Origin of the sequence: Flavobacterium sp. (genome assembly GCF_027531905.1) — a bacterium.
GTDB lineage: Bacteria > Bacteroidota > Bacteroidia > Flavobacteriales > Flavobacteriaceae > Flavobacterium.
The window spans coordinates 16,454-39,342 of sequence record NZ_JAPZSU010000042.1; the positions used below are offsets into that span (position 1 = coordinate 16,454).

The following is a 22,889-nucleotide window of genomic DNA, read 5'->3' on the forward strand; positions in this document are numbered from 1 at the left end:
AGTCTTTATCTAGTATCTTATGTATTCTTTTTTTTATTGTTGGGATAGGTAAAACTGATGGTTTTATGACATCGTTGTATTGATAGCCATTAAATATTTTTTAGGTGTTGTTCCAAATTTTTTCTTGAAAGCAGCTATAAAATGACTTCCGGTGCTGTATCCAATTTTGAGCCCCACTTCATTAACATTATAAGAGCCACTATCAAGCAATTGTCGGGCATAATCCATTTTGTAATCAAATAAAAAGCCATAGACGGTGTCGCCATAAATTTGTTTGAACCCCATTTTTAGCTTTTTCAAGTTTAATCCAATGGTATCGGCTAGTTCTTGTAAGCCTGGTGGTTCAGCCATATTGGCAATGATAATTTCTTTCGCTTTTTTGATTTTCATCACATTGTCTTCATCAATCAAAAAAGGACATTGCTCAGCATTTGGGTCTTCGGAACGGTTGAAGTACAAGCTCAATAGCTCATAGCCTTTGCCTTTGTAGTACAAATTTTTAATCGAAGGATTTAAATTGTAATGAAATAACTGGGTTAATACAATGGCCATAGAAGGACTAATGTCGCCTTCTTTATAATATTTTTTATCCTTGTTTTCATCGCTCAAAAATGGAATGTGACTGGCTTCATTAGAAAATAGTCCATGAAATTTTTGTATCGAAATCAAAATAGTAATCACCCAAGTGTTGGGAGCTAATTCTAGATTAAGCGGCAATTCTTTTTGAGGATTGTAGAACAAATAGGATTTTTCTTCATTCATTTCTAAGGTGTAGTTGCCTTGATTGAATAAAAATTTTGCTTTTCCTTTTAATCCAAAATGAAATTGAATCAATCCATTGCTTACTTCATGATGCGTGTGAAAAGGAGTTATGCCATCATTTTGAAAACGCAATAAGGTGAAATCTTCTTCTATTTTTATAATTTCTTGTGAACCCATAGCGACATTTTTTTAATAAAAAAAAGATTCTCATGAATGTTATTTATTTAGAATCACTCTAAATAATTCAATCATTAAGCCTTGTATTTGCTACAAAAATAAACGATTTTGGTATTAAATAACGAAATAAATCCAAAAAAACATTGAGCGACACAAAAAGAACTTTTAGCGTTGTTTTTATACAAGCTATAGTTCTAGCTTTGTTTCACTTTTACAGGAACTGTATTTATGGAAAAAAATCAAGGCGCTAAGCACCACTATTTTTACTCAGTTGGCTTAAGCTATAAAAAAGCCGATGCTGCTATTAGGGGTAAATTTAGTTTGGATGCATTGGCCAAAACCAATTTGCTTCAACAAGCAAAAAACGAGGGAATTCCAGCTTTAATCGTTACTTCTACCTGCAACCGTACCGAAATTTACGGCTACGCGGAGCACCCTTTTCAACTCATCAAATTGTTGTGTGAAAACAGTCAAGGTACCGTTGAAGACTTTCAAAAAGTAGCGTACGTTTATAAAAATCAAGACGCCATTAATCATATTTTTAGAGTAGGAACGGGATTAGATAGTCAAATTTTAGGCGATTTCGAAATCATCAGCCAGCTTAAAAATGGCTTTATCGAGTCGAAAGCGATGGAATTAACCAATGCTTTTATGGAGCGATTGATTAATTCTGTGATTCAGGCCAGTAAAAAAATTAAGACCGATACTGAGATAAGTTCTGGAGCCACATCCGTTTCTTTTGCCTCTGTACAATACATCATGAAAAACGTTCCAGACATCGGGAACAAGAATATTTTACTTTTTGGTACGGGTAAAATTGGCCGTAATACTTGCGAAAATTTGGTAAAACATACCAAAAACGAGCACATTACATTGATTAATAGAACCAAAGATAAAGCAGAAAAATTAGCAGGCAAACTCAATTTGATTGTAAAAGATCATTCCGAATTGCATCTCGAATTACAAAAAGCCGATGTAGTCGTAGTGGCAACAGGCGCTCAAAAACCTACGGTTGACAAAGCCATTTTGAATCTGAAAAAACCCATGCTGATTCTAGATTTATCTATTCCTAAAAATGTACATGAAAATGTTACCGAAATAGAAGGCGTGACGTTGATTCATTTGGATCACTTGTCGCAAATGACTGATGAAACCTTAGAGAATAGGAAGTTGCATATTCCCGCAGCAGAAGAAATTATTGAAACCATTAAAAATGAATTTTTGGTTTGGACAAAATCAAGAAAATTTGCCCCAACGATTCATGCTTTAAAAGAAAAGTTAAATGCTATCAAAACGGCTGAGCTAAATTTTCAAAGTAAAAAGTTAGCCGATTTCAACGAAGAACAAGCCGAAATCATCAGCAACCGTATCATTCAAAAAATTACGACCCATTTTGCCAATCACCTCAAAGATGAAGACACCATGGTAGATGAAAGCATCGAATGGATCGAAAAAGTATTTCAAATAAATCCAGCCCCCTAGCCACCAAAAGGGGAGCAACAAACGTTGTCGAATAACAGTATAAATTAATGAACAAGAAATCAAATTCCGCTCCAATAGCTCCCCCTTCGGAGGCTAGGGGGGCTATTCGTATTGGAACCCGCGATAGCGAACTCGCGCTTTGGCAAGCCCACACGGTCGAGAAAAAACTAAACGACTTAGGATACAAAACAGAGATTATCGCCGTAAAATCAGAAGGCGATATCATTTTGGACAAACCTTTATACGAATTAGGAATCACCGGAATTTTTACCAAAACCCTTGATGTCGCCATGATTAGCGGTCAAGTCGATATTGCCGTGCATTCCATGAAAGATGTGCCCACCGCCTTGCCACAAGGCATCGTGCAAGCTGCCGTTTTAGAGCGTGCGAACACCCTAGATATTTTGGTACACAAAGGCAATCTTGATTTTCTTCAAGGAAATGGCACCATCGCCACCGGAAGTTTGCGTCGCCAAGCCCAATGGTTACACAAATATCCCAATCATAAAGTGGTCGATTTGCGAGGTAATGTCAACACCCGTATGCAAAAATTGCAAGACAGTGACTGGAATGGAGCCGTTTTTGCCGCCGCAGGCTTAGAACGCATTAATTTAAAACCAACTGATTTTATCAATTTGGATTGGATGATTCCCGCACCAGCGCAAGGAGCAATGGTAGTGGTTGCCATGGCCGAAGACGAGTTTTGTCGCGAAGCCGTATCCGAGTTGAACGATATCGAAACCGAGGTGTGCACCCACATCGAGCGCCAATTTTTACGCCGTCTCGAAGGAGGTTGTACCGCGCCCATCGGAGCTTTGGCAACATATAACGAAGACGAAGACACCATTCATTTCGAAGGCGTTCTCTTTTCCATCGACGGTCAACAAAAAATTGCCATCAACAAAGTCGTACCCATCGAGGAGTGGAAAAACCTAGGCTACCATTCAGCCGAAGAAATCCTCAACAATGGCGGTACCGAGTTGATGAAAACGATAAAAGAAACCTTGAAAAAATAAGAGACTGTTTAGGAGCGAAACAAAAGGCTTTTTTGCCAGTATGGGTTCCCGCTGTCCTTCCTATCTTTTTTGTCCCGAAAAAAATCGGAACAAAAAAGGATATTCCCTCCCATCGGGGCTAGAGAATAACAAAAGGCTTTTTCAGAAAAAAACATAAAAATGAGTCAATTGCACCACAACATTTCGTCAGATGCTTACAACGAATTTCTTTCGGATGTAGCAACTGCCGTACAAGAACATAGAGTGCAAGCCATCCAATCCGTACAAACAATCTCGAATCAGCTTTATTGGACAATTGGTGAACTCATTATCAAAAAGCAAGAAGAATTTGGGTGGGGTAAATCTGTAATTTTATTGTTGAGTCAAGATTTACCACAATTAATTGGAGAAGGTGTGAGTTGGTCTCCCCGAAATCTTCAGTTTATGAAGCAATTGGTTGCCGAATATTCAAATGTGAAACCACCGGTTTCACATTTAGAAAATGCAAAGGTGAAGCAGCCTGCTTCACATTTGGAATATGTTAAAAAATTGGTTTTAGCAACGCCTTGGAAGCATAACATTTTAATTATTCAAAAAGTTAAAGACCCTAAAGCACGTATATTTTATTTAGAGCAAACCATCAAAAATCGATACAGTAATACGGTTTTATTGCATCAAATAAAGGCGGGTGCTTATGAGTATTTTATCTCAAAACCAACACAACATAATTTTGCAAAAGCCTTGCCTGAACATTTTCAAGAACAAGCCAGAGAAAGCATAAAAAGCGTGTATAGTCTTGATTTTCTTGATATCAATAAGCCGGTTACAGAGAAAGCGTTAGAAAAAACAATGATTGGAAACATCAAACGTTTAATGCTAGAATTGGGTTATGGCTTTTGTTTTATTGGCAACCAATACCGACTTTCGTTGGGCGAAAAAGAGTATTATATCGATTTGCTTTTTTATCACAGAATCATCAAATGTTTGGTGGCAGTAGAATTGAAAGTGGTCGAATTTGAACCCGAATTTGTTGGCAAACTTGATTTTTATTTACAATTATTAGACGAACAATTAAAGCAAGAGGACGACAAACCAAGTATTGGCATTTTGCTAGTTCCTAACAAAGACCATTTAGAAGTAGAATATACTTTACGGAATGCAAATAAACCAATAGGAGTTTCTGAATACATTTTGAGTAAGCAACTCCCAGAAGAGTGGATAGGAAAACTACCAACCGCAGAAGAATTTCAAAGGATTATTATTTCAGCCAAAAAACAAAACTAAAATGAGTCAATCCATCCACATATTATCTACAAAAACACTTTTGCCTAATCAAAAGCAAGTCTTGCTGGACGCTCATTTTGAAGTAATCGAAACCAATTTTATCCAAACTACCGCCACGGATTTTTCTTTAGATTCGGTAAACGAGCATTTGATTTTTACTAGTCAAAATGCCGTGAAAAATTTCTTGAAACATCCCAAAGCAACTGAATTTAAGCATAAAAAAGTCTTTTGCGTTGGTTTAAAAACCAAAATAATGCTCACCGAAGCAGGCTATGAAGTAGTTGCTTACACCGGCTATGCCGAAGATTTGGCAGAGATTATTGCGTTAATTTATGGCAAGGCGAGCTACACTTTTTTTAGCGGAAACCTTCGCAGAAACACTTTGCCGGAGGCTTTACAAAGTGCGGGTATTGTTCTCAACGAGATTCAGGTTTATATGACCACTTTGTCTCCCCAAACAATTCAAGAAAAAGTAGATGGCATTCTATTTTTTAGTCCATCTGCTGTTACGAGTTATTTGAAAAATAACAAAATAAAAAACGAAATTTGCTTTTGCATAGGCGAAACCACCGCCGAGGCTTTAGAAAAATATAAAATCAAGAACATCATTGTGGCGCAACACCCTTCTATAGAAGACGTGATAGATGATGTACTCCAAGAATACCATCCCTAAGGAGGTAAATTTAAAAAGAGAACAAAAAAAATAACAATTTACGGTGTTCAGACTGAACACTAAAATACTGAACACTGATTACTATGTTAAAGAACGACCTATTTTTAAAAGCATTACGAGGAGAAACCGTAGAACGTCCACCAGTTTGGATGATGCGTCAAGCCGGAAGATATTTACCAGAATTTCGTGCTTTGCGTGATAAATACGATTTTTTCACGCGTTGCGAAACTCCAGAATTAGCTGCAGAAATTACCGTACAACCTATTCGTATTGTAGGACCAGATGCAGCGATTTTGTTTTCGGATATTTTGGTAGTGCCACGTGCTATGGGAATTCATGTAGAATTAAAAGACAATTTAGGGCCGATTATTCCAAATCCAATTCGTACTATGGAGCAAGTCAATCAAGTGATTGTTCCCAATATCGAAGAAACTTTAGGGTACGTAATGGATGCGGTGAAACTCACCAAAGAAATGCTAAATGATGAGGTACCTTTAATTGGTTTTGCAGGTTCACCTTGGACAATTTTCTGCTATGCCGTAGAAGGAAAAGGTTCTAAAAGTTTTGATACGGCCAAAGGTTTTTGCTTCTCTAACCCAGTTGCGGCGCATACCTTATTGCAAAAAATCACCGACACCACTATTTTATACTTGAAAGAAAAAGTAAAAGCTGGAGTAAACGCCGTTCAAATTTTTGATTCTTGGGGTGGAATGTTGTCACCTGTGGATTACCAAGAATTCTCTTGGAAATACATCAACCAAATCGTTGAGGCTTTGGCTGAGGTAACACCAGTAATTGTTTTCGGAAAAGGATGCTGGTTTGCTTTGAACGAAATGGGTAAAAGCAAGGCTTCTGCTCTTGGAGTAGATTGGACGTGTACACCTAGAAATGCCCGTTATTTATCCGGTGGAAACATTACTTTGCAAGGAAATTTCGACCCTTCAAGATTATTGTCACCTATTCCAACCATCAAGAAAATGGTACACGAAATGATTGACGAATTTGGAACCGACAAATACATCGCCAATTTAGGACACGGAATTTTACCAAACATCCCTGTAGACCACGCCAAAGCGTTTGTCGATGCGGTAAAGGAATATAGAAAGAAATAGTTAGCTCATATCTTCTCCTGTAAGGTCTTTTTCTAGACCTTGCAGGATAACATAAAATAAATAAAATGCTAAGCAAAGGATTGCGAGATAAAGAAAGTACCCGAATAGACAATTGTCTAAAGCAGTTGCACTCTCTAGTATTGCCGCCTTTGGATTGGAGTCTAGACCGAAAAGAGGCATTCGAAGTGGAGCTGAAAGACTTCGCAATGGATTTGGAAAGTCTGAATGATTTTACACCAGAGGATTTGATTCTTCATTTGCAACGCCTTCATTTCGATTGGAACCAAATGGAATCCTTTGCCGATTTTTTAATGGCGTTTTCTGCAGCAAGTCCCTTTTCTTTTTCTGAAAAAGCACTTGCTATTTATCGTTTTATTCAAAAAGAAAGTAAAGTGTTTTCGTTTGGAATCAATGCTAAAATAGCAGCTTTAACTGACATCAATACTAACACAAAATAAATTCCTAGTTCCCCTTTCCTTTGGGGAGGGGTTAGGGGTGAGGCTTATGAAAAACAAATTTTACACTTACATACAAAACCTTCAAGACCAAATCGTAGCAGGATTAGAAGCGGTTGATGGTCAGGCCAAATTCAAAGAAGACCTTTGGAATCGCCCAGAAGGTGGAGGCGGAAGAACACGCGTAATCGAGAACGGCGCTGTTTTCGAAAAAGGCGGGGTCAATATTTCGGCAGTACACGGTAAACTACCAGACAGTATGCAGCAATTATTCAAAGTTGGTGAAGCCGATTTTTTTGCTTGTGGATTGAGTTTGGTGTTGCATCCCAAAAATCCAATGGTTCCCACAGTACACGCCAATTGGCGTTATTTTGAAATGTATGATGACAACGGAAACGTAATTCAGCAATGGTTTGGAGGCGGACAAGATTTAACGCCATATTATCTGTTTGAAGAAGATGCTGTTCATTTTCATCAAACCTGCAAAACCGCTTGTGACAAGCACAATCCTGAGTTTTATCCAAAATATAAAAAGCAATGCGACGCCTATTTCTGGAATGCACATCGCAACGAAGCGCGAGGAATTGGAGGTTTATTCTTTGATTATTGCAAAGCTTCTGAAACGATGAGTATGGAAGATTGGTACAATTTCGTTACCGAAGTAGGGAATAGTTTCCTTCAAGCTTACGTTCCCATTGTGGAAAGAAGAAAAAATTTGTCGTACAATCAAGAACAACGCACTTGGCAGGAAATTCGCCGTGGACGTTATGTTGAATTCAATTTAGTACACGACAAAGGCACTTTATTTGGCTTGAAAACCAATGGAAGAATTGAGAGTATTTTGATGTCTTTACCACCGCACGTGCAATGGGTGTACGACCATCATCCAGTTGCGGGTAGCGAGGAAGAAAAATTATTAACCACTTTAAAACAACCAAAAGAATGGATTTAAAAAAAATAGTACTTTTCTGGCTCGTTGGACTTTTGTCTTGTAAAGCACAAGAGCCATCTGAGCAACATGATTATTTTAAATCGTATGATGATAAAGTAATTACGAGTGTTTATTATTTTGATACTTCTAATAGTTTTCAATTTGCTTCAACGATTGATGGAGAGACTAATTATTTGAATTTGATTCCCAATAGGAGAGAGCAAATTGGATTAAGTTTGAGTTATAAACTTATAGATATTAGTTACGGTATTTCTCCGCGTTTTTTTGATGTAAATAAAGACAATTCCAATTCTAGTTTGGTCAATTTTGGGACACGCTTTATCGTCAAACAATGGATGCAGACGCTGTTATATTCCAATCAAAAAGGATTTTATGCAGAAGATAGTGAATTTAAGTCCTCCTTTCCGAAAATGCGTTCTGTCAAAATAGGAGGAACCACGTCGTATATTTTTAATCCCAAATTTTCTTTCAAAACCATTGCCAATCAAAACCAATGGCAAACCAAGAGTTCGGGTAGTTTTATACCAACCTTGTCGATTTATAATACCTCTCTTAATTTGAATGATGGGAATGGTGATAATAAAAGCAATATTTGGTTGGCCACTTTAGCACCCTCTTATTACTACAATTGGGTAATTAGCAATCGTGTTTTGGTATCGTCTGGGATTGCACTTGGTGCTGGTTTTAATATAATTGATGGAGATTTTTCAAGTGTACTAGAATCTACGTTGAATTTCAAACTCGGGTACAATTCTGATTCTTTTTTTTCCTTCGTAACTCTTAATTATTCTGTCTTCGTTCAAGATAATGATAGTCTTTTTAATTTTAATGAAGATATTAGCACTTTAAGAGTGACCGCTGGCTATCGATTTGATCCGCCAAAAAAAGTAAAACAACTATACGATAAAGGCGCTAAGGCTATTGGGTTATAAAAAAAGGCGATTTCAATGGTAGAAACCGCCTTTTTTTGTTATTTCTGACTGATTTCATCAATCAGGTCTAGCGTTTGGATCATAATGTTTTTGTCTCCTTTTACTGTATTCAATCGAACGTCAACTTTTACTTTATTATCTGATAGTTTTTTAGGAGATTCCATGCTAATGGTTTTGAATTTTGAAGCAAAAGCGTTCAAGTACTTTTGATCTTTTGTGTTATTTTTTTTGGTTTTCAAATAAGTATCTGCCATTTTCTGAATATCAAATGCAGCCGAAATGGTGTTTTGTTTTAGACTTTTTTGAATACCATTTTTAAAATTCCCTTCGTTGGGTTGGGTTTGTTCCAAAAGGTTGGTTATAACAATAACATCGTGATTTTTTACGATATAAACGGTGCCAAATTCGTTGGTGCCAACTATTTCATAAAAACCGTTTTTAGGCAACAACATTTTTTTGCGAACTCCCAAATCAATCAATTTGTCATAAAATGTAGCATGGGTAGCGGTAAAAATCATGGTAAACTCAGGAATCGTTTTGGTTACCATTTTTTCAACTTCAATTGATTCGTAGTTTTCGTCGTATTCAAACGTTTTGGTTTTTACTTCCTTCGATTTCACTTCGTGAAGAAACAAACTAATGTCACCATCAAATAAGGTGGCGGTTGCTTTTTCATCAACTAAGGTGGTAATCAAATCGGTTACAAAACTAAAATCTTCGTTCAAAAAGACAGTGTTCGAAAAAATTTCACCAATCATTAGAGGCATATTTTCAAGCAATGCTTTTGAATTAAAATGATACGAAAAATAGCCCAAAGGTTCTTGTTCAGGAAAGTAAGCAAAGATTTTTTTGTTGATTTTTCGGTCGTTTATCTTTCCCATCATATCCGCAATCGCTTTTGAGTATTCGATGGTTTCTTCTATACGAGCGTTGTCATTATCAAAATAAAAATCAAAATTAATCCCTTTAATAAACGTATCAATTCCTTTTTGCATAGGCAAATATTTACCGTAGGCACCTAACTGAGTTAAAGTAGAAAAGGAAGAACTTAAATTGGTTAGGAACCCGCCATAATTTACCCACGATGAAATATCGGCGGTTGGATTTATTTTGGACGAAGAAGGAGCAATAAAACCTTTCTCGAAAAGTGATTTTGTAAAATTGATTTGTTTTATTTTTTGAATGCTATCAAAAGCAATTCTTTGGGTTTCGTAGGCTGCGTAGTAAGTATCGTTGGTATAGTCGTCTTCTGTTGTAGCATCGCTGGTTTCGTATGAAGTAGGAGCATCAGCAGGAGGATCAACATCAACCACAACATCTTCTTGTACTTCTTCTATGGGAGTGGTTTCGGCTGGGTCGCCATAGGTTTCACCAGTTACTGTTGGCGCAGCAACCGAATCTACAACTACGTCCCGTTTTGGAGCAATATCACTATATTTTTTGGTCAATTCAAAAAATACCAAGTAGGAATCATTCCATGCCATGGTGAATTTTTGGTCACTCGAATTTAGCATAGAATAGGTGCCAAAGTCCTGAATTTCAAATTTGGCAATCGAATCAGAAAGCGCTTTTTTTTCATTTCTTTTGGTCAAAAAAGCTTTTAATTTTTCTTTGTTTCTAATCGGAATTGTGGCTTGATAGTAGGCGATACTGTCTGTAAAATTACCCACTACACTTGCGTTTTTTTCTAAATCAAAAAGAGAGGTAAACTCATTCGTATCAAAGTCAGCATTTTCCTTTTGCAACTTGTTCAATAGCGGATGATTGGTTAGTTGTTCTATTTTTACTTTTTTGGTGAACTGTGCTCCGTTGTATTGTACAAAATAGTCATAATTTTTGGAGGGTTGTTGACAAAAGCCAAAGGAGCTTATCAATAAAAAGAGGTAGATCAATAACGTTTTCATGTGAGAATTTTGGATTTAGTGATTGAGTAGAATAGTATTGTTCATTAATGAAGATTTCTTGAGTACGTTATACATACTTTGTTTCAAGAAAACAGTTTTTTTGTTTTTGGCGATTTTACTGCTGCCGTTTGTTGCACTTGTTATGTCTTTGTCAAAAGTGTAAACGGAGATTATATTGGCCTGTTCTAAGTCGGTTTTTTTTTGGGGATCTTTGACCAGTTTTTCAGGAACAGGATAAGAAGCAATACGCTCGAAGGTTTTGCCATTGCTGTTAAAATGAACTTGATTTTTTTGTTTATTAATTACATTCATCACTGTATTCAAGGCTTTGAGGTTTTGATAAGTGAATTGAATTGTAAAAATGTAGTGGTCAAAATCAGTTTTCGTACTTAGGTTAGCAATGCCTTCAATTTTTGATGCGGTTCGTTTAAAGTCGAGTAACTTTTGAGTAATCTCCTCTTCATTTGGAATTTTGACGCCATCGACTTCTTCTAACCACATAGCCGATTTAGTTTTGAACCAAGATTTAGAAAAATCTACAATAAGCGTATAGTCACCACTTTGATTGTCGTGGTGTTTTATTTTTTCTGTAATTTCAAAACAACTAGTTAAGAGCCAACAGCAACATAAGACAAGAATTTTCTTCATTTCGCAAATTTAAACGAAATAAATAGTGCTATAATATGTTTTGTTAAAACAAATGAGATAAATTCACGTCCTGAAAGGTGAAAAAACTACTATTTATAGTGCCTTAGCGTTCTTTATTTTCGCCTATTTTCCGTAATTTTACGCTTCCGATTCAAAAAGTTGAATTGTGAGCAAAATATAAAACACACCTACATGTTTCCATTACACCGAAACCGTCGCTTACGAGTGAACGAATCCATCCGAAGCTTAGTTAGAGAAACCACCTTAAGTCCCACCGATTTTATGTTTCCGATGTTTATTGCAGAGGGCGAAAAGATACAAGTCGAAATTCCTTCTATGCCAGGAATCTACCGACGTTCCATTGATTTAACCGTTGCTGAGGTCAAAGAAATCTATGCTTTAGGCATTCGTGCGGTCAATATTTATGTAAAAGTAAGCGAAGAGTTAAAAGACAATACCGGTAAAGAAGCTTGGAATCCCAACGGATTAATGCAACAAGCCATTCGCGCCATCAAAGCAGCTTGCCCAGAAATGATTGTCATGCCCGATGTGGCTTTAGATCCTTATTCTATTTATGGTCACGACGGAATCATTGCCAATGGCGATGTAGAAAATGACGCTACCAACGACGCTTTGGTAAAAATGGCCGTTTCACACGCGGAGGCAGGTGCCGATTTTGTAGCGCCAAGCGATATGATGGACGGACGTGTATTGCGTTTACGTCAAGGATTGGATGCCGCAGGCTATCATCATGTGGGGATTATGAGTTATTCGGCCAAGTATGCTTCTGCATTTTATGGCCCGTTTCGCGATGCGCTAGACAGTGCTCCAAGAGAAGCCGAAATCGATACTGAGCTTGTCGAAGTACCAAAAGACAAAAAGACCTACCAAATGGATTATGCCAATCGCATAGAAGCCATCAAAGAGGCCTTGTCGGATGTAGAAGAAGGCGCCGATATGGTAATGGTAAAACCTGGAATAGCCTATTTGGATATCGTGCGTGAGGTTAAAAATGCCGTGAATGTACCCGTTACAGTTTTCCATGTTTCGGGCGAATATGCTATGATTAAAGCCGCAGCAGAGAGAGGTTGGCTCGATCATGACAAAATTATGATGGAACAATTAATGTGTATCAAGCGAGCAGGAGCGAGTTTAATCTCGACTTATTTTGCCAAAGAAGCTGCCATACTTTTAAATCAATAAAGCATGAAAAAATTAGCCCTAATTGCCATCGCTTTTCTTGTTTTTTCTTGTAAAAAAGAAAGCGCCGAACCCTTTGGTACTCCAACAACTACCGATAAAAAATCAGAAGCAACTCTAACGCCCGAGGCATTAGGAAAAGAGCTATTTGAAAATAAAGGAGCCTGCATTGCCTGCCATAGAGTAGATGCCAAGTTAATTGGGCCAAGCGTTCAAGAAATGGCAAAAACCTATAAAGAACAAAACGGAAACATCATCGCTTTCCTAAAAGAAGAGGCAAAACCCATTATGGATCCAACTCAATATGAAGTGATGAAAGCAAACCTAGCCATCACCAAAGCCATGTCTGAGGAAGAATTAAAAGCAATAGAAGCCTACATCTATTCTAATCTGAAATAAGAATAATCCAAAGCTAAGTCGAAGGATTAGGAGCTGTTTCCTGCTCTACACTATATCTTTCCCGCCGAACCCCGGCGGCAAAGGATGCCGTTACGATCAGGGCTACACCACACAAGAACCATTTGTACAAGCGAATGGTTCTTTTTTTTGAATTCAGTTTAGTACTGTGAATTTTAAAACCATTTAAGGCATATAAGGTCATTTAAGTTTTTTTAAAATCCGTTTTATCAGTTCAATCCGTGGCTCAATCACTGCAATTTTGACCAAAAACAATTTGCGAAAATTTGCGGTTACTTTTTTCTTAAACCATAAAAGTTCATTTAAGTTATTTCTTTGCGTAAATCTTTGCGCCCCTTGCGGTTAACTTTTTCAACCATTTAAGGTCATTTAAGTTATTTTTTAAATCCGTTTCATCTGTTCAATTCGTGGCTCAATCACTGCAATTTTGACCAAAAACAATTTGCGAAAATTTGCGGTTACTTTTTTTTTCTTAAACCATAAAAGTTCATTTAAGTTTTTTTTTGTGACCCTTGCGTAAATCTTTGCGCCCCTTGCGGTTACCTTTTTTAAACACTACTAAAAATTTCAAACCATTTAAGACAAATAAATTCGTTTCATCCGCAGCAGAATCACCGCCATTCATCCAAAAACTTTTAGTACTTTGCGGTTCAATTCACACCAACTTATGGAAACCGTTGCTATCAATACACCACTAGGAATCGCCCAAATTATAGGCGATGCCAACGGCATTGCTCAAATTATCGTTATCGATGAGGGTGAGGTTTCCGTTGAAATTCCAACTGTTTTGCAAGAAGCCGTTACCCAACTTAACGACTATTTTCAAGGCAATCGCACCCATTTTGATTTCAAACTTAATCCCAAAGGAACCGAATTTCAACAAAAAGTGTGGCAAGCATTACTCGAAATTCCCTTCGGAAAAACCTGTAGTTATATGGATTTGTCCAAAAAACTTGGCGATGTCAAAGCCATTCGAGCAGTCGCTTCGGCCAATGGAAAAAATCCACTATGGATAGTTGTGCCCTGTCACAGAGTCATTGGAACCGATGGCTCACTAACTGGCTATGCTGGCGGATTGTGGCGAAAAAAATGGCTGCTTGAACACGAAAGTCCATCAAGTCAACAAACACTTTTCTGAAATTATAGCTACAAATTGCCGAATTTTATTTTCAATTATTTAAATTCGTGAATAAATCACTTACAAATGATCGAAAAAATTAACCTCAATAACATTCTTTTTCTAGACATAGAAACCGTTCCTGAAGTTGCTGATTTCAATGCTTTGGATGACGAAATGAAAGCCCTTTGGGATCACAAAACACTATACCAACGCAAAGACGATTTTACACCTGGAGAATTTTATGATCGCGCTGGAATTTGGGCCGAGTTTGGAAAAATTGTGTGTATTTCGGTAGGTTATTTTATCATTAAAGGGGACATTCGTAATTTTAGAGTGACCTCTTTTTTTGGAGAAGAAAAACAGTTATTGAAGGATTTCAGTAATCTAATCAACAATCATTTTAATCAGCCGCAGCAGCTGTTATGTGGTCATAATGCCAAAGAATTTGACATTCCGTTTTTAGCAAGAAGAATGATCATCAACCAAATGCCTATTCCCGATAAACTCAATTTATTTGGTAAAAAACCATGGGAGATTCCACATCTGGACACCTTGGAATTATGGAAATTTGGCGATTATAAGCATTTTACTTCCTTGAAGTTACTTTGTAAAGTACTTGGAATTCCTTCTTCCAAAGGTGATATCGACGGCAGCCAAGTCGGACATGTTTTTTATGTTGAGAAAGACATCGATCGCATCGTGACCTATTGCGAAAAAGATACCATTGCCGTGGCACAGATTTTCCTTCGTCTTCGCAGAGAAGATTTGCTGATTGATGAAGAGATTATTCATGTGTAAACAATTTCAATTTCAAAAATCAATTTCAAAAATCAAATTCAAAAATCAAATTCAAAAATCAAAAATCAAAGGTTAAAATCAAAAGTCAATTTATAATGCTGGAATCAAATCCTTTTAAAGAGAAAATTTTTAATTTAGACGACAGATTAGTTCGTTTTGCGGGAGAATGTATTTTCTTTACACGAAAATTGGAAAAAAGCTATGAAAACGAATAGTACAAGAATCAACTTATCCGTTCATCGGGGAGTTCATCTTTAAACTTTGGCGAATCGCAAGGAACTGTAACCGATAAAGATTTAATCTTCAAGCTAGCATTAGTTGTAAAAGAGCTAAAAGAATCTCGTAATTCTTTAAAAATATTAAATTATATAAATGAAGGTAGTCAAGATTTTAGAGCCCTTCTTTTAATTGAAGTTGAAGAATTAATAGCAATTATATCTAAAATAATAATTAATAAAAAATAGTTTGTAAATCAAAGGTCAAATTTTTGAATTTGACTTTTGAATTTGACTTTTGATTTTTGACTTTTGATTTTTGAAATTTAAACATAAAAAAAATGGTATTGAGTAGATTTTGGTTGGTGATATTTATTTCTTCCATCCTTTTTGTAGTAGTGAGTTTGTTTTCGGGCAATAGTTATACGATTGATCATGTTTTGAATGGCAAAAAAGACGATCCTATTTTACTATCGGAACACTATCTTGAACAAATGCCTGTTTTTATCAAAGACAGTCTTAAAAAGGCACCCGACCAAACTATGGTCATCAACCGAGATACGCTAAACGCCGACACTACTTATGTGTATAAAAACAAAGTGGTAAAAGTATTTAGCGGTGTTCAAAAATCCGATGGGCTTTTGCCAACATGTAAAAGTACGTTGCTCGATTTGATCTTGCCATTGATGGCTTACCTAGCTTTTTTCTGTGGACTGATGGAATTGTTAATCATTTCAGGAGCTTCCGAAAAACTTGCGAAAGTATTGAGTCCAGTGTTCGTAAAAGTATTTCCTAGTATTCCTAAAAATCACCCTTCGATTTCCTATATGACATTGAATTTTGCTGCTAATTTCTTAGGGTTAGATTCGGCAGCCACGCCATTTGGATTAAAAGCGATGGAAAGCTTGCAAACCATCAATCCCGAAAAAGATAAAGCCAGTGATGCGCAGATCATGTTCATGTGTTTGCACGCTTCGGGACTTACATTGATTGCTACTTCTATCATTGGATACCGTGCCGCAGCAGGTGCTAGCAATCCAGCCGATGTAATGTTGCCTTGTATTATTACTTCTTTCATCGGAACCATAGCGGCGTTCTTGATTGTGGGGGTAAAACAAAAAATCAATTTTAAAAGTGCTTCATTAGTGTTAGGTTTAATGGTTTTAATTGCCGCTATCGTAGGTTTATTGATGTATGTGAATCACTTGGATTTAATAGGTAAAAATTATTTTACTTCTAATCTTTCGGCTTTGATATTAGTGGCCATTATTGCTTTTACGCTGATTCTATCTTTTGTAAAAGAAAAGAAATTTACAGAGGCAGGCACTACCGTTTACGAAGCGTTTGTAACGGGAGCCAATAATGGAGTGAAAACAGGAGTAACAATTTTTCCCTACGTTTTGGGTATGTTGGTCGCTATTTCTTTGTTCCGAAATAGTGGTTTATTCGAAATTGTGAGCAATTGGGTCGCTTTTGCATTTTCTAATATGGGAGTTAACAAACAAATCACCGATGCATTGCCAGTAGCCTTGCTTAGACCGTTTAGCTCGGCAGGATCACGCGGCTTTTTGATTGATTCGATGAATACTTTTGGAGCCGATTCGATGACCGGAAGACTCAGCAGTATTTTTCAATGCAGCGCCGAAAGTACTTTTTATGTGATTGCCGTTTATTTTGGTTCGGTAAATATCAAAAATACCCGTTATGCTTTAGGAACAATGTTGTTGGTAGACGTGATTTGTGTAATTACGGCTATTTTCGTGGCTAGCTGGTTTTTTTAGATTATTGCAATAAAATAAAAACACACGTTCAACGGATTAAAATCCGTTGATGGATATGTAATTAAAATAAATATATATATGGCCAACACCTATCATCAAATATATATTCAAGTAGTTTTTGCGGTGAAATATCGTGAAGCGGTTATTGCTGATGATTGGAAAGCTACATTATTTGGTGTAATTGGTAATTTGATTAATGAAACTGGTTGTAAAACAATCATTGTAAACGGTGTTGAAGATCATGTTCATTGTTTCTTAGGATTAAAACCCACCGTTTCCATTTCGGAATTAATGAAAACGGTAAAAGCAAAATCATCGAAGTACATCAACGATCAAAAATTAACTATCTTTAGATTTGAATGGCAAGAAGGCTATGGCGCTTTTTCATACAGTCAATCACAAGTAGGTTCCGTTTATAAATATGTCGCCAATCAAGAACAACATCATAAGAAACAAACCTTCAAGCAAGAATATTTAGAGTTTTTAGATAAATTCAACGTCCCTTTTGAGGAACGCTATGTTTTTGAAGAATTGATTTGATATCTGTGTGATTAAAAATATAACTAACCGATCAACGGATTGAAATCCGTTGTTACAAAACGAACATACACCATCAACGGATTAAAATCCGTTGGTCGAATGTCAAGATTTCATCATAATATTTATTCGTTGGCTGGACGTATTTATAATAGCATATTTAATCCTTTGTTGAATAAATAAATGAAAGCCCATAAAAACAATTCTTGTGTCTGATGGTTAATTTATACCAATTCTAAAAGATAAGTTATGAGAAATGGATTTTCATTCTTTCAACAATTCTTATCTTTACCTTTCAAAAAAAAACAATACAATATGGACTTTATATACCAGGATCCTTATCCTATTTTAAAAGACGAAACCCAATACCGAAAAATTACTTCAGACTTTGTAAAAGTCGAGCAATTAGGCGAACGTGAGATTTTAACCATCGACCCAAAAGGGTTAGAATTATTGGCTCAAGAAGCTATGAGAGACGTTTCTTTTATGCTACGTACTTCGCATTTAGAAAAATTAAGAGCCATTTTGGATGACCCAGAAGCGACCGACAATGATCGTTTTGTAGCGTATAATTTATTGCAAAATGCCGTAGTAGCTATCGATGGCGAATTGCCTTCTTGTCAAGATACAGGAACGGCAATTGTGATGGCCAAAAAAGGAGAAAATGTATACACCGGCGTTGATGATGCAGAGTATTTGTCTAGAGGAATTTTTAATACTTACCAAGAAAAGAACCTCCGTTATTCTCAAATTGTGCCAATTAGTATGTTTGAAGAAAAAAATTCAGGGTCAAACCTTCCGGCTCAAATAGATATTTATGCTAAAAAAGGTGCTTCTTATGAATTTTTATTTTTAGCAAAGGGTGGAGGCTCAGCCAATAAAACCTATTTATACCAACAAACGAAGTCATTATTAAATGAGAAATCGTTAGATGCTTTTATTCGTGCAAAGATTATGGATTTAGGGACATCCGCTTGCCCACCATACCACTTGGCTTTGGTGATTGGAGGAACTTCAGCCGAAGCTAATTTGGCAGCTGTAAAAAAAGCTTCTGCAGGTTATTTTGACCATTTGCCTACTTCAGGAAATATGGCAGGTCAAGCATTTCGTGATTTGGAGTGGGAAAAGAGAGTACAAATCATTTGCCAAGAAAGCCAAATTGGAGCGCAATTTGGAGGTAAATATTTCACACACGATGTTCGTGTAATTCGTTTACCACGTCACGCTGCTTCTTGTCCAGTGGGATTAGGAGTTTCTTGTTCCGCAGATAGAAACATCAAAGGAAAAATTACGAAAGACGGTATTTTTGTAGAACAATTGGAAGTAAATCCAAAACGATTGTTGCCAGAAACACCTCCTCATTTGGAAGCGGCTATCGAGATTGATTTGAACAGACCCATGCCAGAAATTTTGGCGGAGTTGTCTAAATATCCTATCAAAACGCGATTAAAACTTAACGGCACCTTGATTGTAGCTCGCGATATTGCACATGCCAAAATCAAAGAGTTATTGGATGCAGGAAAACCGATGCCCGAATACTTTAAAAATCACCCTATTTATTATGCTGGACCAGCTAAAACACCAGAAGGAATGCCTTCAGGAAGTTTTGGACCAACAACTGCAGGTCGTATGGACGTGTACGTTGAGGAGTTCCAAAAAAATGGCGGAAGTATGGTGATGTTAGCCAAAGGTAACCGAACCAAAGACGTAATGAACGCTTGTAAAACTTATGGAGGATTCTATTTGGGTTCTATTGGTGGACCAGCAGCTATTTTGGCCAAAGAAAATATCCTTTCCGTTGAGGTAGTGGATTTTGAAGAATTAGGAATGGAAGCCGTTCGTAAAATCACCATCAAAGATTTCCCTGCTTTTATTATTACTGATGATAAAGGCAATGACTTTTTTGAAAATTTATAATTTTATAATCATTTGAAAAAGACTGTCGCTAGTGAGACAGTCTTTTTAGTAATCCTATTTTTATTTGAAACCAACATTATTAGTATTAGCAGCAGGTTTAGGTTCTCGTTATGGAGGACTAAAACAATTAGACGGATTAGGGCCTCAGGGGCAAATCATTATGGACTATTCCATTCATGATGCTTTAAAAGCAGGCTTTGGGAACGTGGTTTTAATAGTTCAAGAACCTATGATTCCGGTACTTACGGAGCGCTATTTGGTGCAACAACAATTACCCGTTTCTTTTGTGATTCAGGATAAAAAAATTGAAAGAAACAATATAGTTCACGAAAATCCCAAACCTTGGGGAACAGCTCATGCTTTATGGTGTGCTAAAAATGCTATTCAGTGTAATTTTTTGTTGATTAATGCCGATGATTTTTATGGCCAAAATTCCTTTGCTTTAGCTTACACTCATTTATCTCAATATGAAAATCCGTGTGCCATCGTGTTCCCAATTTTGAAAACCTTATCCGAAAATGGCACTGTAAATCGAGCCGAAGTTCACGTTGAAAATGGGTTGCTTAAAGATTCTATCGAAAGAGAAAAAATTAGCAAAACCCAAGAGGGTATTTTTTATCCCACTCCAAATGGAGAACAGGAAGCATTAGCAGAAAATACTTTGGTTTCTATGAATATGTGGGGCTTTACACCAGCTATTTTTGATTTCTTAGAAAAGGATTTGGATGCTTTTATTCAAAAATGGCAAGCCAATCCGGGGATTGAATATCAGTTACCTAATGTGGTTACCGCTATGATTGAAGCTGGTATTTATCAAATTTCTGTGATTCCTACCAATGAAGAATGGATTGGTATTACATATAAAGAAGATAAGCAGAAAGCGGCAGAGCAGATAAAAAAACTACACAATTTAGGAGTGTATAGCGAAGAATTATGGAAGTAATTGCAAAAGTAGTAGGTGATTTTTTAGGAACCGTAGCTATTCAAGATGTAGTGGTGCTACAAAGTGGCTTAATCAATAGTACATATAAAGTTGTGACTGCAAAGGGCGATTTTGTTTTGCAAAAAATGAATCAAACCGTTTTTCCTAAGATTCATGCTCTTTTGAATAATAAGATAAAGATTACTAAGTATTTACAACAAATTAGTTTTCCTACTATAACTTTTCTTTCTACTCAAGAAGGTTTGTTTTATACCCAAGAAGGAGAAGATATTTGGCAATTGTCAATTTATGTTCCTTCTATCGTTAAGGAAAAAATAGAATCCCCTATTACTGCCGAAAAAGCAGGACTTTTTTTGGCGCAATTTCATAAAGCCTTGCTAGATTTTCCAATTGCTGAATTGGAATATACCCTTCCAGATTTTCATAATACGCCCAAAAGATATAATGATTTTAAGGATAAGGGAACTAGTGCTTCAAAAGAACGTTTGTTGAATGCGAGTAATGAAATAGAACAACTCAACTTTTATTATGCTAAAGTTGCACCAGTGGCTTTAGCTATTCAAGAAGGCATAATTCCGTTGCGTGTTGTGCATAATGACACCAAAATTGGCAATATGCTTTTTGATGAAAAGGGTAATATTATCTGCATTATTGATTATGATACGATCATGCCAGGAAGTATTCTTCATGATGTGGGCGATGCTTTAAGAACAGGAACGAATACCGCCACTGAGGAAGAAAAAGAGCTGAACAAAGTAAATTTTGATACCAAAATCTACGAAGCTTTTATGAAAGGATACACACAGGAAGCGCTTTCTTTTATGACACCCAAAGAGGCCGAAGCGATTCATCTAAGCTTACCTTTATTACTTTTTGAACAAGCTTGCCGTTTTCTCGCAGACTACTTAGATAACGACCGCTATTATACTACATCTTATGAACAACAAAATTTAATAAGAGCTAAAACTCAAATTCATTTGTTAGCACAAGTTTGTAGTTATTTCAATTTATGATTCAGGTTATGAATTTTTATGAAAAAACCCACAGAAGTAATGATACTGATGTGGGTTTCTTGTTTTTTCTAGTCAATCACCATTTCTGGAATTTCACCTTCAATGAGTAAGTCGGCCTCCGTAGAAGCGATGATATGCTCTACCGATACGCCTGGAGCTCTTTCCAGAAGTTTAAATCCTTTGGGAGTGATTTCCATAACGGCCAATTCGGTTACGACTTTTTTTACACAGCCAACGCCAGTTAAAGGTAAGGTACATTTCTTCAATATTTTACTTTCTCCAGCTTTGTTTACGTGCATCATGGCCACGATAATATTATCTGCCGATGCTACTAAATCCATGGCACCACCCATTCCTTTGACCATTTTTCCTGGAATTTTCCAGTTGGCAATATCGCCGTTTTCGGCTACTTCCATGGCACCGAGGATAGTCAAGTCTACATGTTGACCGCGAATCATTCCAAAACTGGTGGCAGAGTCAAAAAAACTAGCTCCTGGAAGCGTTGTAATGGTTTGTTTGCCGGCATTGATTAAATCGGCATCTTCTTCGCCTTCAAAAGGAAAGGGACCCATACCTAAAACACCGTTTTCGCTTTGAAATTCAACCGAAATATCTTCTCTTACATAATTGGCTACCAAGGTTGGAATCCCGATGCCAAGGTTCACAAAGTAACCGTCTTGTACTTCTTTTGCAATGCGTTTAGCGATATCTTCTTTTGTTAACATACTTTTCTTTTTTGAAACATATAAGTTATTTTTAACTGAATCTTAGATATTTTTTAAAACCATATATGGCAATTAAGGTCATTTAAGTTTTAGCTTCAGGATGAATACTAAAAAACTGACCACTGACCACTATCTTTTCCTAACCGTTCTTTGCTCTATTCGTTTTTCATATTTCTCTCCTTGAAAAATACGTTGTACTAAAATTCCAGGAATGTGAATTTGATTCGGATCCAAAGTTCCAGCTTCGACTAATTCTTCTACTTCGGCAATGGTGATTTTTGCGGCACCACACATACACGGATTAAAATTTCTAGCCGTACCTTTGAAGATTAAATTCCCTGCGGTGTCGCCTTTCCAAGCTTTTACAATCGCAAAATCAGCTTTGAAAGCTTCTTCCATAATGTGCATTTTTCCATTGAATTCGCGTACTTCTTTGCCTTTGGCTACTTCAGTTCCATAACCCGCAGGTGTGAAAAAAGCAGGAATTCCAGCTTGAGCCGCACGACAACGTTCAGCTAAAGTACCCTGAGGAATCAAATCTACTTCGAGTTCGCCAGAAAGCATTTGGCGTTCAAACTCAGCATTTTCTCCTACATAAGAAGAAATCATTTTTTTGATTTGTTTTTTTTGTAAAAGCAAACCAAGTCCAAAATCATCTACACCAGCGTTGTTTGAAATACAAGTTAATTCATTTACGCCTTTTTGAACTAAAGCTGTGATGGAGTTTTCAGGTATTCCACAAAGGCCAAAGCCACCTAACATCAGCGTCATTCCGTTTTCGATGCCTTGTAGCGCATCATCAACAGTTGAAACGGTTTTATTTATCATGGAGTTCTATTTTAGAATT

The 22,889-nt window shown here is 36.7% G+C and carries 24 protein-coding genes; 18 read left to right on the top strand and 6 right to left on the bottom strand.

Going from position 1 to position 22,889, the window contains the following annotated elements:
- Nucleotides 1-63: 63 nt before the first annotated feature.
- Entirely contained in the window at nt 64-939 is an 876-nt protein-coding gene (locus tag O9307_RS10970) for an AraC family transcriptional regulator (protein ID WP_298299053.1), read from the bottom strand.
- A gap of 228 nt (nt 940-1,167) precedes the next feature.
- Here O9307_RS10970 and hemA point away from each other — a divergent pair, with 228 nt between their 5' ends.
- The 8 genes from hemA to O9307_RS11010 all read left to right on the top strand — a co-directional run bounded on the left by hemA (nt 1,168) and on the right by O9307_RS11010 (nt 8,824).
- Complete coding sequence (gene hemA / locus O9307_RS10975) at nt 1,168-2,421, top strand: glutamyl-tRNA reductase (protein ID WP_298299055.1); 1,254 nt, start codon at nt 1,168-1,170, stop codon at nt 2,419-2,421.
- A 47-nt stretch (nt 2,422-2,468) separates the two neighbouring features.
- Entirely contained in the window at nt 2,469-3,437 is a 969-nt protein-coding gene (hemC, locus tag O9307_RS10980) for a hydroxymethylbilane synthase (protein ID WP_298299058.1), read from the top strand.
- Between the two features lie 159 nt (nt 3,438-3,596).
- Nucleotides 3,597-4,700 (top strand): PDDEXK nuclease domain-containing protein, encoded by a 1,104-nt coding sequence (locus tag O9307_RS10985; protein WP_298299061.1) that lies wholly within the window; start codon nt 3,597-3,599, stop codon nt 4,698-4,700.
- A gap of 1 nt (nt 4,701) precedes the next feature.
- A complete protein-coding gene (locus O9307_RS10990) occupies nt 4,702-5,373 on the top strand; it encodes a uroporphyrinogen-III synthase (RefSeq protein WP_298299064.1) in 672 nt (223 codons plus the stop codon).
- Between the two features lie 83 nt (nt 5,374-5,456).
- Nucleotides 5,457-6,485, top strand: coding sequence for a uroporphyrinogen decarboxylase (gene hemE, locus O9307_RS10995; RefSeq protein ID WP_159689228.1), 1,029 nt, complete (start codon nt 5,457-5,459; stop codon nt 6,483-6,485).
- A gap of 65 nt (nt 6,486-6,550) precedes the next feature.
- A complete protein-coding gene (locus tag O9307_RS11000; protein ID WP_298299067.1) occupies nt 6,551-6,943 on the top strand; it encodes a hypothetical protein in 393 nt (130 codons plus the stop codon).
- 46 nt (nt 6,944-6,989) lie between these two features.
- Nucleotides 6,990-7,892, top strand: coding sequence for an oxygen-dependent coproporphyrinogen oxidase (gene hemF, locus O9307_RS11005; RefSeq protein ID WP_298299070.1), 903 nt, complete (start codon nt 6,990-6,992; stop codon nt 7,890-7,892).
- Nucleotides 7,883-8,824 (top strand): DUF4421 family protein, encoded by a 942-nt coding sequence (locus O9307_RS11010; protein WP_298299073.1) that lies wholly within the window; start codon nt 7,883-7,885, stop codon nt 8,822-8,824. The genes hemF and O9307_RS11010 overlap by 10 nt, the downstream gene beginning before the upstream one ends.
- A gap of 38 nt (nt 8,825-8,862) precedes the next feature.
- On the opposite strand, the gene O9307_RS11015 is transcribed toward O9307_RS11010, so the two are convergent.
- Both O9307_RS11015 and O9307_RS11020 read right to left on the bottom strand, forming a co-directional pair.
- Nucleotides 8,863-10,728, bottom strand: a complete 1,866-nt coding sequence (locus O9307_RS11015; protein WP_298299076.1) for a hypothetical protein — start codon at nt 10,726-10,728, stop codon at nt 8,863-8,865.
- A gap of 15 nt (nt 10,729-10,743) precedes the next feature.
- The gene (locus tag O9307_RS11020; protein ID WP_298299079.1) at nt 10,744-11,376 is read right to left on the bottom strand and encodes a hypothetical protein; all 633 of its coding nucleotides are present in this window, start codon (nt 11,374-11,376) and stop codon (nt 10,744-10,746) included.
- Between the two features lie 192 nt (nt 11,377-11,568).
- On the opposite strand from O9307_RS11020, the gene hemB reads away from it, so the two are divergent.
- Nucleotides 11,569-12,579, top strand: a complete 1,011-nt coding sequence (gene hemB, locus O9307_RS11025; RefSeq protein WP_298299082.1) for a porphobilinogen synthase — start codon at nt 11,569-11,571, stop codon at nt 12,577-12,579.
- A gap of 3 nt (nt 12,580-12,582) precedes the next feature.
- Nucleotides 12,583-12,975 carry a c-type cytochrome gene (locus tag O9307_RS11030; RefSeq protein ID WP_298299085.1) on the top strand — a complete coding sequence of 131 codons (393 nt, stop codon included), beginning with the start codon at nt 12,583-12,585 and terminating at the stop codon, nt 12,973-12,975.
- A gap of 505 nt (nt 12,976-13,480) precedes the next feature.
- Here O9307_RS11030 and O9307_RS11035 read toward each other — a convergent pair.
- Nucleotides 13,481-13,618 (bottom strand): hypothetical protein, encoded by a 138-nt coding sequence (locus tag O9307_RS11035; RefSeq protein WP_298299088.1) that lies wholly within the window; start codon nt 13,616-13,618, stop codon nt 13,481-13,483.
- A gap of 42 nt (nt 13,619-13,660) precedes the next feature.
- Here O9307_RS11035 and O9307_RS11040 point away from each other — a divergent pair, with 42 nt between their 5' ends.
- The 8 genes from O9307_RS11040 (at nt 13,661) to O9307_RS11075 (ending at nt 21,317) form a co-directional block, all read left to right on the top strand.
- On the top strand, nt 13,661-14,131 hold the full coding sequence (locus tag O9307_RS11040) for a methylated-DNA--[protein]-cysteine S-methyltransferase (protein WP_298299091.1): 471 nt from the start codon (nt 13,661-13,663) through the stop codon (nt 14,129-14,131).
- A gap of 66 nt (nt 14,132-14,197) precedes the next feature.
- Entirely contained in the window at nt 14,198-14,911 is a 714-nt protein-coding gene (locus O9307_RS11045) for a 3'-5' exonuclease (protein ID WP_298299094.1), read from the top strand.
- Nucleotides 14,912-15,141: 230 nt separating this feature from the next.
- Nucleotides 15,142-15,375 (top strand): four helix bundle protein, encoded by a 234-nt coding sequence (locus O9307_RS11050; RefSeq protein ID WP_298299240.1) that lies wholly within the window; start codon nt 15,142-15,144, stop codon nt 15,373-15,375.
- 92 nt (nt 15,376-15,467) lie between these two features.
- The gene (locus O9307_RS11055) at nt 15,468-16,907 is read left to right on the top strand and encodes a nucleoside recognition domain-containing protein (RefSeq protein WP_064715824.1); all 1,440 of its coding nucleotides are present in this window, start codon (nt 15,468-15,470) and stop codon (nt 16,905-16,907) included.
- Between the two features lie 78 nt (nt 16,908-16,985).
- On the top strand, nt 16,986-17,447 hold the full coding sequence (gene tnpA / locus O9307_RS11060; protein WP_298299098.1) for an IS200/IS605 family transposase: 462 nt from the start codon (nt 16,986-16,988) through the stop codon (nt 17,445-17,447).
- 312 nt (nt 17,448-17,759) lie between these two features.
- Complete coding sequence (locus O9307_RS11065) at nt 17,760-19,361, top strand: fumarate hydratase (protein ID WP_298299101.1); 1,602 nt, start codon at nt 17,760-17,762, stop codon at nt 19,359-19,361.
- Between the two features lie 64 nt (nt 19,362-19,425).
- On the top strand, nt 19,426-20,304 hold the full coding sequence (locus O9307_RS11070; protein WP_298299103.1) for a sugar phosphate nucleotidyltransferase: 879 nt from the start codon (nt 19,426-19,428) through the stop codon (nt 20,302-20,304).
- Nucleotides 20,295-21,317 carry an aminoglycoside phosphotransferase family protein gene (locus O9307_RS11075; RefSeq protein WP_298299105.1) on the top strand — a complete coding sequence of 341 codons (1,023 nt, stop codon included), beginning with the start codon at nt 20,295-20,297 and terminating at the stop codon, nt 21,315-21,317. The genes O9307_RS11070 and O9307_RS11075 overlap by 10 nt, the downstream gene beginning before the upstream one ends.
- Before the next feature lie 68 nt (nt 21,318-21,385).
- On the opposite strand, the gene O9307_RS11080 is transcribed toward O9307_RS11075, so the two are convergent.
- Nucleotides 21,386-22,042: a CoA transferase subunit B gene (locus tag O9307_RS11080; RefSeq protein WP_298299108.1), complete on the bottom strand. Its 657-nt coding sequence runs from the start codon at nt 22,040-22,042 to the stop codon at nt 21,386-21,388.
- Between the two features lie 129 nt (nt 22,043-22,171).
- A complete protein-coding gene (locus tag O9307_RS11085) occupies nt 22,172-22,870 on the bottom strand; it encodes a CoA transferase subunit A (protein WP_298299112.1) in 699 nt (232 codons plus the stop codon).
- Between the last annotated feature and the right edge of the window lie 19 nt (nt 22,871-22,889).